This is a genomic window from Bifidobacterium sp. LH_426, from assembly GCF_056356875.1.
Genome location: NZ_JBKEVB010000001.1, coordinates 75982 through 89655 on the forward strand (window position 1 = coordinate 75982; position 13674 = coordinate 89655).

A 13674-nucleotide genomic window follows, 5' to 3' on the forward strand; every position below is an offset into this window, starting at 1 on the left:
ACCCCTCTCGGATGAGAGGGGTTTCAACATATCGGACCGGAGGGATCCTACCGGTGGGGACCGGAATCCGTCACTCGGTGGCGGTGGAGTAGAGCTTGCCGCCCTGGGCGGTGTACTTCTCGCTCATCGCGTCGAGGCCGGCTCGGATCTCCTCGGGGCTCAGCACGTTGGCGGAGACGACGCCGTCGGCCGCGGCCGGCTGCGCGTCGGCGGCCACACCGGCGAGCGAATCCTTCACGATCTGCTCCTGGGCGGCCGCGCCGCCGAACGCCTTGCGGATGTTCTGCGAGATGGCCATCGAGCAGAACTTCGGGCCGCACATCGAGCAGAAGTGCGCCATCTTGGCCGGCTCGGCGGGCAGCGTGTCGTCGTGGAACGCGATCGCGGTGTCCGGATCGTAGGAGAGGTTGAACTGGTCGAGCCAACGGAACTCGAAGCGGGCCTTCGAGATCGCGTCGTCACGGTCCTGCGCGTGCGGGTGGTGCTTGGCGATGTCGGCCGCGTGGGCGGCGATCTTGTAGGCGATCACGCCCTGCTTGACGTCGTCCTTGTTCGGCAGGCCCAGGTGCTCCTTCGGAGTCACGTAGCACAGCATGGCGGTGCCGTAGCGGCCGATCTCGGTGGCGCCGATCGCGGAGGTGATGTGGTCGTAGCCGGGGGCGGTATCGGTGGTGAGCGGTCCCAAGGTGTAGAACGGGGCGCCCTTGCACACGGCCTTCTCCAGCTCGATGTTCATGCGCACCGTGTCGAACGGCACGTGGCCCGGGCCCTCGATCATGACCTGCACGTCCTTCGCCCAGGCGCGCTCGGTGAGCTCGCCCAGCGTCATCAGTTCGGAGAGCTGTGCCGCGTCGTTGGCGTCCGCGAGGGAGCCGGGGCGCAGACCGTCGCCGAGGGAGAACGCCACATCGTACTTGGCGAAGATGTCGCATAGCTCGTCGAAGTGCGTGTACAGGAAGCTCTCCTGATGGTGGCGCAGGCACCAGTCGGCCATGATCGAGCCGCCGCGGGAGACGATGCCGGTGACGCGGTTCGCGGTGAGCGGCACGTAGCGCAGCAGCACGCCGGCGTGGATCGTCATGTAGTCGACGCCCTGCTCGCACTGCTCGATCACGGTGTCGCGGAACAGCTCCCAGCTGAGCTTCGAGGCGTCGTCCTCGACCTTCTCCAGCGCCTGGTACATCGGCACGGTGCCGATCGGCACGGGGGAGTTGCGCAGAATCCACTCGCGGGTGGTGTGGATGTCGTTGCCGGTGGACAGATCCATCACGGTGTCGGCACCCCACTTGGTGGCCCACGTGAGTTTCTCGACCTCCTCGTCGATGGACGAGGTGACGGCCGAGTTGCCCATGTTCGCGTTGAGCTTGGTGAGGAAGCGGGAGCCGATGATCATCGGCTCGGCCTCCGGGTGGTTGATGTTGCACGGCATGACGGCGCGGCCGGCGGCCAGCTCGGAGCGCACGAGCTCCACGTCGCAGTTCTCGCGGGTCGCGACGTACTGCATCTCCGGGGTGATGATGCCGTGGCGGGCGTACCACATCTGGGTGACCGGGTGGTCCTTGGCGCGCATCGGCTTGTGCGTGCGTCCGCGCCATTCCTTCGTGGCGCGGCCGCGCTTGATGGCGCGCTTGCCGTCGTCCTGCAGGTTGCGGGCGCGGCCCTCGTAGTCCTCGATGTCGCCGCGGTCGCGGATCCAGTCGAGGCGCAGGGGCTTGAGTCCCTCCTTCGGATCGCACTTCGGGCCTTCGGTGTTGTAGTCGATGAACGGCGGGTTCGGGCCGACGCCGGGCGTGTCGGAGAGCTTGATCTCCGTGTACGGCACTTCGAGGTCGTAGGAGCCGTATTCGTAGGAGAACGGCACGGTCTTCGTCTTGCGGATGTGCGCCTTGTCGCGCTGCTTCGAGCCACGGGCGGCGATGTCGACGCGCTGTTGCTTGGCGAGCTTCTGCGCCTCCTTCGCCTCCTTCGCGTTCGTGAACTTCTTCTCGGTGGCCTCGGCGCCCGGCTCGGCGGCGCCCTCCTGCGCGGCCTGCGTGTCGACGGCCGGCGTGTGGGTGACGATGCGCGGGGCGTAGCTGTGGCGCTTGTCGCCGCGCACGGCCTTCCAGCCCTCGACCATCGCGCGGGTGGCGGCCTCCGGGTCGTCGGCGCCCGCGATGGCGGAGACCGCGAACCAGCCGGCGGCCTTGGTGCCGGCGAGCATGGCCATGTCGGCCGCGGTCACGCCGCCGCCGACCACGACCGGGAACTCGCTGGCGGCGCAGATCGTGTCGATCTGGCGGGCGTCCAGGGTCTTGCCGGAGCCGTCGTTGCCGCCGACCGAGGCCTCGGGCTTGGTGGAGGAGACGTGCAGCGGGCCGGCGCCGATGTAGTCGATGCAGCCGTCGGGCAGCTCGTTGATGAGACGGACCAGCGACTCGGTCTCGGCGGACAGGCCGACGATTGCCTCGTCGCCGAGCAGCGCGCGGGCCTCGCGCGGCTCCATGTCGGTCTGGCCGATGTGCACGCCGTCGACCTTGATGCCCTTGCGGCGGGCCTGCCAGACGACGTCCGCGCGGTCGTCGATGACGAACGCGACCGTGTCGGACTTGCCGGCGTCCTCGATGATCTGCGCCACGTCGCGGGCCATCTCGGTCAGTTCGGAGGCGTCCGCGCCCTTGGCGCGCAGCTGGATGAACGTGGCGCCGCCGTGCAGGGCCTGGTCGACCACGTCGGTCAGCGGGCGGCCCTTGCAGTCGTCCGGCCCGACCACGAAGTACGCGGAGAGGTCGAACGAATCGCGCATGGACGCGTAGGGATATTCGTTGCTCATGTGTTCCTGTTCCTTGTTGATTGGTTGGTGGAAGTTTTGTGTCAGCCGATGAGGATCGGGCTGGAGGCGATCTGGTCGGGGGTGGTGTTCCAGAGGGCGTCGAGGAAGGCGACCTGGAACGATCCGGGACCGTTCGAGACCTTCTCCGCGGCCTCGCCGGCGCGGTCGTAGAGCGCCGTCGCGGCGAGCGCGGCGGTCAGCGGGTCCGTGACGGCGAGGTAGACGGCGGTCACGCCGCCGAGCGAGCATCCGGCGCCGGTGATCTTCGCCATCATCGCGCTGCCGCCGGGAAGACGGTAGACGGTCTCGCCGTCGGTGACGAGATCGGCCTTTCCGGAGACGGCGACGGCCGCCTCGCCTTCCGGCGCGGACGCGGCGAGGAAGCGGGCGAGTGTCTTCGCCGGTTCGACGGCGGACTCGACCTCGTCGACGGATTCGACGCCGGCCGGCCGGGTCGCGTCGTCGGGGGAGACGAGGCCCCACATCGTCGCCAGGGCGATGATCTCGGAGGCGTTGCCGCGCACGATGGTCGGGGGAGCGGCGCGGAAGGCGCGCAGGATCTCGGTGCGCGTCGAGCCGATGCCGGCGGCCACCGGGTCGAGCACCCACTTGTGCCCGGTCTTGTGGAAGGCGCGCGCGATCTTCGGCAGCGCGTCCTTATAGAAGGGCAGCAGCGTGCCCACGTTGATGTAGTCGGCGCCGGACATGGTCGCGGTGTCGATCACGTCGTCCGGCAGGAAGCTCATCGCGGCGGCGCCGCCGGCGGCGAGCTGCGCGTTGGCGACGAGGTTGATGGTCACGAAGTTCGTGAACGACTGCGCCATCGGCGTGCGCTCGCGCACCGCCTCGGAGGCCTTCCTGATGCGCGCCTTCAATGCGGCGACGTCCGCGTCGTCGCGGTCCGCCGCGGTTGCCTGCGATGATTCGCTCATATTCACTGCTCCCTACGCTGGTCTTAACCAACAGGTTCAAAGGGTCGGGCGTCGCGCCCATCTCAACCCGCCGAGTGGCTGCGGGTTCCCCTGCATTGCGTTATCGGATTCGACGCTATGCGGTTATATGGACAACCTGTGACGAAGACGGATTCCAGCGCGTCACACCTCTTGCGTGTCGTGCGGCGGAGTGGTAGTTGTGGCGCGGCCTTTCGCCGGTCGGCGTATGCAGGTAGTCTGAACGGGTTGTAAGACCCCAAACCGTTCAAACCAGAAGGTGCATTGTGGCTCAGTCCAAACTTGATGAAGTCGTGTCCCTCGCGAAGCGTCGCGGATTCGTGTTCCCCGCCGGCGAGATCTACGGCGGGACCCGTTCCGCCTGGGACTACGGCCCGCTCGGCGTCGCGCTGAAGGATAATATCAAGCGCGAGTGGTGGCGTTCGATGGTCGTCACCCGTCCCGACGTCGTCGGCGTCGACACCTCCATCATCCTGCCGACCCCGGTGTGGGTCGCCTCCGGCCACGTCGCCGTGTTCAACGACCCGCTGGTCGAGTGCCTGAACTGCCACAAGCGCAACCGCGCCGACAAGCTGCAGGAGTCCTACGCCGAGAAGCACGGCGACAAGCTGCCGGAGAACGGCATGGCCGACATCGTCTGCCCCGACTGCGGTACCCGCGGCAAGTGGACCGAGCCGCGCGACTTCAACATGATGCTGCGCACGCACCTCGGCCCGGTCGAGGACGAGAACAGCCTGCACTACCTGCGTCCGGAGACCGCGCAGGGCATCTTCGTCGACTTCAAGAACGTGATGACCTCCTCGCGTTCCAAGCCGCCGTTCGGCATCGCCAACATGGGCAAGTCCTTCCGCAACGAGATCACGCCCGGCAACTTCATCTTCCGCACCCGCGAGTTCGAGCAGATGGAGATGGAGTTCTTCGTCGAGCCCGGCACCGACGAGGAATGGCACCAGTACTGGATCGACGCCCGCACCCAGTGGTACCTGGACCTCGGCGTCAAGCCGGAGAACCTGCGCCACTACGAGCACCCGAAGGACAAGCTGGCCCACTACTCGAAGCGCACCGTCGACATCGAGTACAAGTTCGGCTTCCAGGGCTCCGACTGGGGCGAGCTCGAAGGCGTGGCCAACCGCACCGACTTCGACCTCTCCGCGCACGCCAAGCACTCCGGCGAGGATCTGAGCTACTTCAACCAGGCCACCGGCGAGAAGTACGTCCCATACGTCATCGAGCCGGCCGCCGGCCTGACCCGCTCCCTCATGTGCTTCCTCGTCGACGCCTACGACGTGGACGAGGCACCGAACACCAAGGGCGGCGTCGACAAGCGCACCGTCCTGCGCCTCGACCCGCGCCTCGCCCCGGTCAAGGCCGCCGTGCTGCCGCTGAGCAAGAAGCCGCAACTGCAGTCCGTCGCCCAGGACCTGGCCGCCGACCTGCGCCAGAACGAGTGGATGATCGACTACGACGAGTCCGGCGCCATCGGCCGCCGCTACCGCCGCGAGGACGAGATCGGCACCCCGCTGTGCATCACCGTCGACTTCGACACGCTCGACGACCACGCCGTGACGATCCGCGACCGCGACACGATGAACCAGGAGCGCGTCGCGCTCGACAAGGTCGCCGACTACGTGGCCGCCCGCATCGGCGAGAAGCGCACCCGCGTGCCGATGAAGCCGGTCGCCATGGGCGGCGAGGCCTGGCCGGACTCCGTCAGGATCAACGAGGCCGGCGGCCTGTACTGATTGGCGGCGTGCCGTCGGAAGACGGCGGCGACAGTGGCCCCCTCTGATGAGGGGGCTCCCGGCTCGGCCGGGTGGGGGAGAGAAGGAGCGGCCGACGCGCCGCGGTCTCTCCCCCAGTCATCCCGCGGATGACAGCCCCCTCGTCAGAGGGGGCCCGTATGTCCCGAACCCCCAGCAACGAGCGGAAGGCCTGTGACAGTGAGCGACATCACCGAAACCATCATCAACGCGCCACACGAGACGGACGATCTCGACCCGCGCACGGACGCGCCGCGCCGCGCGGCCGGCGAACCCGCCCCGGCCATCGCGCCGGTCAGGCTCGGGAACATCAGCGTGCCGACGCCCGTCGTGCTCTCGCCGATGGCCGGCGTGACCAACTGGCCGTTCCGCGTGATCTGCGAGGAATACGGGCCCGACGGCCTGTACGTGGCGGAGATGATCACCGCCCGCGCGCTCGTCGCCCGCAACCCGAAGGCCCTGCGCCTGTGCCGGTTCGCGCCCTCCGAACGCGTGCGCTCGCTCCAGTTGTACGGCGTGAACCCGGCCATCGTCGAACAGGCGGCTCGCATCGTCGTCGACGAGCATATGGCCGACCACGTGGACCTCAACTTCGGCTGCCCGGTGCCCAAGGTGACGCGCCGCGGCGGCGGTTCCGCCCTGCCGTGGAAGACCGACATTTACACGGATCTCATCCGCCGCGTCGTCAAGGTGTGCGGCGAGGCCGGCATCCCGGTCACCGCGAAGATCCGCGTCGGCATCGACCACGACCGCGAGACCTTCCTCGAAGCCGGCCATATCGCGCAGGAGGAGGGGTGCGCGGCCGTCACGCTGCACGCGCGCACCACCGCCGAATACTACGGCGGACACTCCGATTGGAGCCGCATCGGCGAGCTCAAGGAGCGGCTCGACATCCCCGTGTTCGGCAACGGCGACATCTGGGGCGCAGACGACGCGCTCGCGATGATCCGCGAGACCGGATGCGACGGCGTGGCCATCGGCCGCGGCTGCCAGGGCCGCCCGTGGCTGTTCGCCGACATCAAACACGCCTTCGAGGGCTCGGACGAACGCTTCAACCCGACGCTCGGCGAGGTATGCCGCGTGATCCGCCGCCATGCCGGCCTGCTCGTCGAGTTCTACGACGGCGACGAGCGCATGGCCGTGCACGATCTGCGCAAGCACATCGCCTGGTACCTCAAGGGGTTCCCGGTGGGCGGGTCCACGCGCAAGGCGTTCATGGAATGCGAGTCCCTGGCCGACGTGGACCGCGAGATCGCGCGCCTCGACCCGGACGTCACGTTCCCCGAGCGCGTGGTGGACAAGCCGCGCGGGCGCGTGCGGTTCGCCAAGAAGGTGCATCTGCCGTACGGCTGGCTCGAGTCGCGCACGACCAGCCATGAGGAGCGCGAGACGCTCTTCGGCGACGACCCGATGGACGCCGGCTACTGACGCCGGTTACTGACGCCATGGCACCGGGAGCCGACGCCCGGGACCGACGTCGGGAGCGGTGTGCGATGAAAACGTCGTCATCGCCGTGAAATACGCGTTACACGCGCGAAAATATCACACAATACGGGGGAGCCCTGCGCTAGTCTAGGGTGTAACCGTGAAGTGACAGGAGCCAAACGTGAGCGAGAACGCCCAGACTGAGTTCAACGACAAGACCAACATCAAGGTCGTCGGCGTAGGCGGTGCCGGCGGCAACGCCGTCAACCGCATGATCGCCGAAGGTCTTCAGAACGTTGAGTTCATCGCCGTCAACACCGACGCCAAGGACCTGCTGCGCTCCGAGGCCGATGTGAAGATCTCCCTGTCCGACCAGTCCAGCCGCGGCCTCGGCGCGGGCGCCGACCCGGAGAAGGGCGCGAAGGCCGCGCAGGACCACCAGTCCGACATCGAGGAGTCCCTCAAGGGCGCCGACATGGTGTTCGTCACCTGCGGCGAGGGCGGCGGCACCGGCACCGGCGCCAGCCCGATTGTCGCGCGCGCCGCCCACCAGCAGGGCGCGCTCACCATCGCGGTGGTCACCCGTCCGTTCTCGTTCGAGGGCCCGCAGCGCGCCGCCTCCGCCGAGCTCGGCATCGACAACCTCCGTCAGGAGGTCGACGCCCTCATCGTCATTCCGAACGACCGTCTGCTCGAGCTGTCCGACCGCTCCATCACGATCATGGACGCGTTCAAGACCGCGGATTCCGCGCTGCTGTCCGGCGTCCAGGGCATCACCGACCTCATCACCTCCAACTCGTACATCCACGTGGACTTCTCCGACGTCACCGCGATCCTGCGCGGCGCCGGCACCGCGCTGTTCGGCATCGGTTCCGCGCGCGGCGAGGACCGCGCCACCCAGGCCGCCGAGCTGGCCATCAGCTCGCCGCTGCTCGAGGAGAGCATCGAAGGCGCCCACGGCGCGCTCATCAACGTGGCCGGCCCGACCGACATCGGCCTGCAGGAGGCCTCCGCCGCCGTCGAGCTCGTGCGCAAGGCCATCCACCCCGAGGCCCAGATCATCTGGGGCCTCGCCCTTGACGACGCCTACGGCGACGAGGTGCGCGTCACCGTCATCGCCGCCGGCTTCGACACCGCCAAGGAACAGGCCGAGGCGAACGACGCGCAGCCGCTCGCCGTCGCCGCCCAGCAGGCGAAGGCCGCCCGCGACGCGGCTCCCGCCGCCCAGCAGGCTCCCGCGCAGCCCGCCGCTCCTGCTCAGCCGGCCGCCCCCGCGCAGCCGGCGGCCCCGTCCGCCCAGCCGCAGGCCCAGCCCGCCGCTCCCGCGGCTCCGGCCGCCACGCCGACCCCCGCGCAGCCGCAGCAGGCCCCGGCCGCCACGCCGCAGCCGTCCACCGCCCAGCCCGACCAGTCGCCGTTCACCTTCGCCCCGACCACCGGCGGGATTCCGGCCCAGCAGCCGTACCACTACCGGAACCCCTACCAGGAGTACCCGTACGCGCCCGACGCGAACGATCCGGCCGGAGACCTCGACATCCCCGATTTCCTGCGCTGACGGCAAGACGACAACGACGACGAGAAAGGGTTAAGCCATGGCAGGGTTCATGAAGAACGCGATGTCCTATCTGGGCATGTCCGACGTCTCCGAGAACGATGACGATTTCGACATCGACGAGGAACCGGAGACCCCGGAACCCGCGGGTTCGTTCGACTCCGACCATACGGTGACCCCGATGCCGACGAAGCCCGCCGTCCCGGCGTCGGCCGCCTCGTCCCCGTCCTCGTCCACGCGCGTCGCCAACCCGTTCCAGGGGCGTCTCAGCCGCATCACGACCATCCATCCGAAGTCCTACGAGGACGCGCAGATGGTCGGCCGCGCGATCCGCGACGGCGTGCCGGTCGTGCTCAACCTGACGGGCGTGCCCGAGGCCGTCGCCTACCGCATCGTGGACTTCTCCGCCGGCGTGGTGTTCGGCGTGCACGGTTCGATGGAGCGGGTCACGCCGCGCGTGTTCCTGCTGAGCCCGTCACAGGTGAACATCAAGGTCGAGGAATCGGCCAACGCCAACAGCGCGCGCGACCTGTTCGCCGACTGAGCCACACGGTTCCCGCATCGCCCTTCCACGTCCCCGCAGCCGAAAGCCGCGGGGACGTTTCGGTATGTCATCAGCGAACACCCAGCCTGTTCCCAGCGGGGCTGATACGGTGGAGGCATGCTGTTCCTCATCCTGACGCGCCTCGTCGACGGTCTGATCGACGCCTACATCACCGTGCTGTTCATCCGCATGATCCTCGACTGGGCGGCGCTGCTCGCGCCCCGCTGGTACCCGAGGGGCCTCGTCGCCAAGCTCATCGACATCGTGTACAGCGTCACCGAGCCGCCGCTCAAATGGCTGCGCCGCTACATCCCGCCGCTGCGTCTCGGCGCCGTCGCGCTCGATATGAGCTTCATCGTCCTGTACTTCGTCCTCGTGGTGCTCCGCGCGCTCATCTGACCGGCCCGTGAGCGCGCCCATGGGCGTGTCATCCGTCCGCAAACGCGGAAATACTGCATGAATGCTGGGGGGACGTGCTAATGTCATGTGTTGATACCAACGTAAGCGAGGCACAGCCCCAAAGCGAGGTGTAGATTTATGGCTCTGTTGACGCCTAAGGACATCAGGGAGCGCACGTTCCAGACGGTGCGCTTCAAGGAAGGATACGACGTCGACGAGGTCGACGATTTCCTCGACCAGGTCACCGAGACCGTCGAGGCGCTCGGCAAGCAGGCGGTCGCCGGCCAGTCGACCCAGGCGCTGGGTCCGGATGTGACCGCCCTGAACAAGAAGATCTCCGAGCTGAATGCAACGGTGCAGCAGCTCCAGGACGAGAACGACAAGCTCAAGGACGCCGCCAAGCAGGCGGCCGCCGGCGGCGACCAGGCGCAGGCCGTCGCGGCCAAGCTGGCCGAGGCGGAGTCCTCCAACAAGGCCCTCTCCTCCCAGAACGAGCAGCTCAAGGCCCAGGTCGACCAGCTCAACGCGCAGATCGACCAGCTCACCGCCCAGGCCGCCCAGGCCTCCGGCAACCAGGACGCCGTCGCCCAGCAGATCGCGGCCGTCCAGAAAGAGCGCGACCAGTTCCGTGCCCAGGCCGAGGACATGTCCCGCAAGATCGCCGCCTTCCAGCAGCAGGCCTCCGGTCTGCAGCAGCAGGCGCAGCAGGTCCAGGAGCTCACCCGCCAGCTCGAGGAGTCCAAGAAGCGCGAGAACCAGCTGCGCGAGCAGGTCGCCAAGGTCGAGCCCGACACCGAGACCGGCTCCCTGCGCAAGATCGCCGGCGCGGCCGTCGGCGCCGGCAGCGAGCCGGAGCGCGCGACCGCCATGCTCACCCTCGCCATGCAGCTGCATGACCAGTATGTGGACAAGGGCAAGGCGAAGGCCAAGGAGATCACCGAGAAGAGCCAGAACGACTACAACGACCTGATCGGCAAGGCCAACGACTACTCCAACCGCACCCGCACTGAGGCCGACGAGTACAACAAGCGCGTCCACTCCGACGCCGACGCCTACTCGAAGCGCACTCGCTCCGACGCCGATGCCTACTCGGTCAAGACCCGTCAGGACGCCGACACCTACCTCGGCACCAAGCACAACGAGGCCGACCAGTACGAGGCCGAGGTCCAGCGCCGCGCCGCCGAGTACGACCAGAAGGTCCGTACCGCCGCCGACGAGTACGGCAAGCAGACCCGCAAGGAAGCCGACGACTATGGCGTCAAGACCCGCAACGAGGCCGAGGACTACGGCAAGAAGACCCGTACCGCCGCCGACGACTACGCGAACCAGGTGCGTGAGAACCTGACCCACGAGGCCAAGGCCATCGAGGGCAACATCCAGGGCCTCAAGCAGTTCGAGACCGAGTACCGCGCCCGCCTCACCGAGTTCCTCGGCCAGCTGGTCAACCAGGTGTCGGACAACAACACCTACAGCCAGACCGAGCAGTCCGGCGACTGATCGCAGGTACGCATCCCGGTATGAACATGGTTCATCATGGACGGCCGCGCATTCGCGTGGCCGTCTTTGCTTGCGTCACCGTCATCGCGCTGGCCGTCGACCAGCTCACGAAACTGTGGGCGCTGTCCGCGCTGTCGGACGGTCGCACCGTGCGCGTCATCCCCGGCCTGCTGTCGCTCACGCTGGTACGCAACCCGGGCGCGTCACTCGGCTTCGGATCGGGCGCCACGTGGGTGATCTCGCTGCTCGCCATCGTCGCCTGCGTCGTGCTCGCCGCGCTCGCGTGGCGGACCGCGTCGACGGCATGGTCGGCGGCGTTCGCGTTGGCGTTCGCCGGCGCGCTCGGCAATCTCATCGACCGCGTCGTCTACGCGTCGGGCTTCCTCGACGGCAAGGTCGTCGACTTCCTCAACTACGGATGGTCCGTGGGCAACGTGGCGGACATCTTCCTCATGGCCGCCGGCGTGGCCATCGTGCTCATGATCCTCTTCGACGTGCCGTTCGGCGCCCGTGACGGCGGGAAGGCGGGGGAGCGCGCCGCCGCCGTGGCGGACGGCGAAGGCGCGGAAGGCGGCGTCGCATGAGCCGCCTCGCGCCGGCGCCCGACGCGCTGGTCGGCAGGCGGTTCGACGTGGCCGTCTCCAAGATGCTCGGCGTCTCCCGTTCGAAGGCCGCCGAACTCATCGACACCGGACAGGCGAAGGTGCTCGACCGCTCCATCGCGAAATCCGGCATCCTGCAGGCGGGGGAGACCGTCGAATTCGATCTCGTCGAGGAGCGCAAGGCGCCGGAGCCGATTGCCACGGACATGGCCGTCGTCTACGAGGACGACGACGTGGTCGTGGTCGACAAGCCGGTCGGCGTCGCCGCGCACGCGTCCGTCGGCTGGACCGGACCGACCGTGCTTGGCTCGCTGCGCGACCGCGGCGTGCACATCACCTCGTACGGCGCCGCCGGGCGCGAGGGCATCGTCTCACGGCTCGACGTGGGCACGAGCGGCCTCATGCTCGTATGCAAATCCGATCTCGCGTATGTGGAGATGCGTCGGCAGTTCGCCGAGCACGAGGTCGTCAAGACGTATCACGCGCTCGTGCAGGGCTCGCTCAGACAGGACAAGGCGACCATCGACGCGCCGATCGGGCGAGCGAAGGTCTCCGATTTCCGCTTCTGCGTGACACCGTCGGGCAAGCCCGCCGTCACGCATTGGGACGTGATGGAGCGGTTCGGTTCGGAGGCGACGCTCGTCTCCGTGAACCTCGAGACCGGTCGCACGCACCAGATCCGCGTGCATTTCTCGTCGATCGGGCATCCGCTCGCCGGCGACCACATGTACGGCGCGAACCCGGTGCTGGCCGCCGAGCTCGGCTTGGAACGCCAATGGCTGCACGCGATGCAGCTGGAGTTCCGTCACCCGCGCACGCACGTGTGGACGACCGTCACGTCAAGCTATCCGGCCGATTTGGAGCATGCGCTCGACGTGATGCGCGCCCGTCACGCGGAAGCGCCGGCAGCGGATGCGGAGGCGGCGTCGGAGACCGCGGATGCGGAGGCGCCCGCCGCGGACCCGTTCGCGGCATAGGTGCGGGCGAGGCGTTCGCCCACCTCGCGCAGGCTGTCGCGCAGGGACTGCGGCTCGAGGATCTCGATGTTCCCGCCGTCCGCATACTGCAGCGCCCACCACAGGGTGGCCTTCTCGTTGGCGCGGACCCGTACCTCGTAGACGGGCTCCGCGCCTTTCGCGCCTTTCGCGCGCTTTCCGCCTTCGCCGTCCCTCGCCGCCGTCCCGGCGGGAGGCTGTGGGAGCCGGGTGACCTGCGCGTCGTCGAACCAGTCGAACAACGGCTCCAAGGGGCCGGCGATGCGCATGCGGATCGGCACCGCGGGGCCCTTCACCGGGTAGGGGCGCTCCGCCATATGCCGGTCGATGTCGAACGGCTCGCCGGGCGTGTCGCTGAAATCGTCGAGAAGATGCGAGACGGAATGGTCGGCGTCGTCGATCCTCAGGTCGCGCAGACGGTCCACGTGCAGGTAGGCCAGCCCGTCGTAGATGTGCATGTGGCACACGAGATAGTACATGTTGTTCTTGTACATGAGATGGTACGGGTCGGCCCGGTACACGCGCGCCCTGCCGGCGGCGTCGCGGCGGGGCACGAGCACGCCGTCCGTGTCGTACGTGCAGTAATGGAATTCGATGACGCGCTCATGGTCGATCGCGTCGTTGAGCACCTCGATGTTGTTGAGGAACTCCGTGTTGTAGTTCTTCGGCGTCTCGAGCCTGCTCAGGCCGCGCAGCTGGCCGGAACGCCCGGCGAACGAGTAGATCTTCGCGATGAGGTCGCGCAGGTATTCGCCGTCCGGTCGGGAGAGCATCACGCCGTCGGTGAGCAGCCGCATCTGCGCGGTGTCGAAGACCGGGTCGATGTACCAGCCGGGGCGCGGGTCGGGGCTTTCCGCGTGCACGAGATCGGCGCGGTCGAGATGCCCGACCTTGCGGCCGATCGGCGTCATGGACTCGAACGCGCGCAGATGGTTGCGCACGGTCTTCTCGTTCACCCCCAGCGTCTGCGCGATCTCCGAGGCGGTGAGCCCGTGCTCGCGGTCCGTATGCGCCGCGAGCAGTTCGATGATCTCCACCACGATCTGCGCGGTGGGCGTCTTGGGCGCGCGGGCGGCCCCCGCCGCGGCGCCATCGGCCTTACGAGTCATGCCGGCTCCCTTCCTGCGACCCTCATCGG

At 68.1% G+C, this 13674-nt stretch carries 11 protein-coding genes and 1 riboswitch; of the genes, 8 read left to right on the top strand and 3 right to left on the bottom strand.

The window, feature by feature from the left end; genetic code table 11:
• Positions 1 to 70: 70 nt before the first annotated feature.
• Positions 71 to 2812, bottom strand: coding sequence for a phosphomethylpyrimidine synthase ThiC (gene thiC, locus AC1AYD_RS00315; protein WP_476502006.1), 2742 nt, complete (start codon positions 2810 to 2812; stop codon positions 71 to 73).
• 41 nt (positions 2813 to 2853) lie between these two features.
• Entirely contained in the window at positions 2854 to 3744 is an 891-nt protein-coding gene (gene thiM, locus AC1AYD_RS00320) for a hydroxyethylthiazole kinase (protein ID WP_476502005.1), read from the bottom strand.
• Positions 3737 to 3846: riboswitch (TPP riboswitch) on the bottom strand. (Overlaps the previous gene by 8 nt.)
• Positions 3847 to 4028: 182 nt before the next feature.
• Here thiM and AC1AYD_RS00325 point away from each other — a divergent pair.
• From AC1AYD_RS00325 to AC1AYD_RS00360, 8 genes are all read left to right on the top strand, one after another.
• Positions 4029 to 5504: a glycine--tRNA ligase gene (locus tag AC1AYD_RS00325; RefSeq protein WP_476502004.1), complete on the top strand. Its 1476-nt coding sequence runs from the start codon at positions 4029 to 4031 to the stop codon at positions 5502 to 5504.
• A gap of 198 nt (positions 5505 to 5702) precedes the next feature.
• The gene (dusB, locus tag AC1AYD_RS00330; RefSeq protein ID WP_476502003.1) at positions 5703 to 6950 is read left to right on the top strand and encodes a tRNA dihydrouridine synthase DusB; all 1248 of its coding nucleotides are present in this window, start codon (positions 5703 to 5705) and stop codon (positions 6948 to 6950) included.
• A gap of 178 nt (positions 6951 to 7128) precedes the next feature.
• Positions 7129 to 8502, top strand: a complete 1374-nt coding sequence (ftsZ, locus tag AC1AYD_RS00335) for a cell division protein FtsZ (RefSeq protein ID WP_476502002.1) — start codon at positions 7129 to 7131, stop codon at positions 8500 to 8502.
• Positions 8503 to 8539: 37 nt separating this feature from the next.
• Entirely contained in the window at positions 8540 to 9043 is a 504-nt protein-coding gene (locus AC1AYD_RS00340) for a cell division protein SepF (RefSeq protein ID WP_476502001.1), read from the top strand.
• Between the two features lie 117 nt (positions 9044 to 9160).
• Positions 9161 to 9442 (top strand): YggT family protein, encoded by a 282-nt coding sequence (locus AC1AYD_RS00345; RefSeq protein ID WP_476502000.1) that lies wholly within the window; start codon positions 9161 to 9163, stop codon positions 9440 to 9442.
• Between the two features lie 138 nt (positions 9443 to 9580).
• Positions 9581 to 10939, top strand: coding sequence for a DivIVA domain-containing protein (locus AC1AYD_RS00350; RefSeq protein ID WP_476501999.1), 1359 nt, complete (start codon positions 9581 to 9583; stop codon positions 10937 to 10939).
• Positions 10940 to 10965: 26 nt separating this feature from the next.
• On the top strand, positions 10966 to 11523 hold the full coding sequence (locus tag AC1AYD_RS00355; protein WP_476501998.1) for a signal peptidase II: 558 nt from the start codon (positions 10966 to 10968) through the stop codon (positions 11521 to 11523).
• Positions 11520 to 12518, top strand: coding sequence for an RluA family pseudouridine synthase (locus AC1AYD_RS00360; protein ID WP_476501997.1), 999 nt, complete (start codon positions 11520 to 11522; stop codon positions 12516 to 12518). Before AC1AYD_RS00355 ends, AC1AYD_RS00360 begins: the two co-directional genes overlap by 4 nt.
• On the opposite strand, the gene AC1AYD_RS00365 is transcribed toward AC1AYD_RS00360, so the two are convergent.
• The gene (locus AC1AYD_RS00365; protein ID WP_476544525.1) at positions 12431 to 13645 is read right to left on the bottom strand and encodes a helix-turn-helix transcriptional regulator; all 1215 of its coding nucleotides are present in this window, start codon (positions 13643 to 13645) and stop codon (positions 12431 to 12433) included. The two genes, AC1AYD_RS00360 and AC1AYD_RS00365, sit on opposite strands and share 88 nt — an antisense overlap.
• Positions 13646 to 13674 lie beyond the last annotated feature (29 nt).

Bases quoted from the DNA above. Each gene is read 5' to 3' on its own strand.
- thiC (WP_476502006.1), bottom strand. From the start codon at position 2,812: ATGAGCAACGAATATCCCTACGCGTCCATGCGCGATTCGTTCGACCTC.
- thiM (WP_476502005.1), bottom strand. From the start codon at position 3,744: ATGAGCGAATCATCGCAGGCAACCGCGGCGGACCGCGACGACGCGGAC.
- AC1AYD_RS00340 (WP_476502001.1), top strand. From the start codon at position 8,540: ATGGCAGGGTTCATGAAGAACGCGATGTCCTATCTGGGCATGTCCGAC.
- AC1AYD_RS00345 (WP_476502000.1), top strand. From the start codon at position 9,161: ATGCTGTTCCTCATCCTGACGCGCCTCGTCGACGGTCTGATCGACGCC.
- AC1AYD_RS00350 (WP_476501999.1), top strand. From the start codon at position 9,581: ATGGCTCTGTTGACGCCTAAGGACATCAGGGAGCGCACGTTCCAGACG.
- AC1AYD_RS00355 (WP_476501998.1), top strand. From the start codon at position 10,966: ATGGTTCATCATGGACGGCCGCGCATTCGCGTGGCCGTCTTTGCTTGC.
- AC1AYD_RS00360 (WP_476501997.1), top strand. From the start codon at position 11,520: ATGAGCCGCCTCGCGCCGGCGCCCGACGCGCTGGTCGGCAGGCGGTTC.
- AC1AYD_RS00365 (WP_476544525.1), bottom strand. From the start codon at position 13,645: ATGACTCGTAAGGCCGATGGCGCCGCGGCGGGGGCCGCCCGCGCGCCC.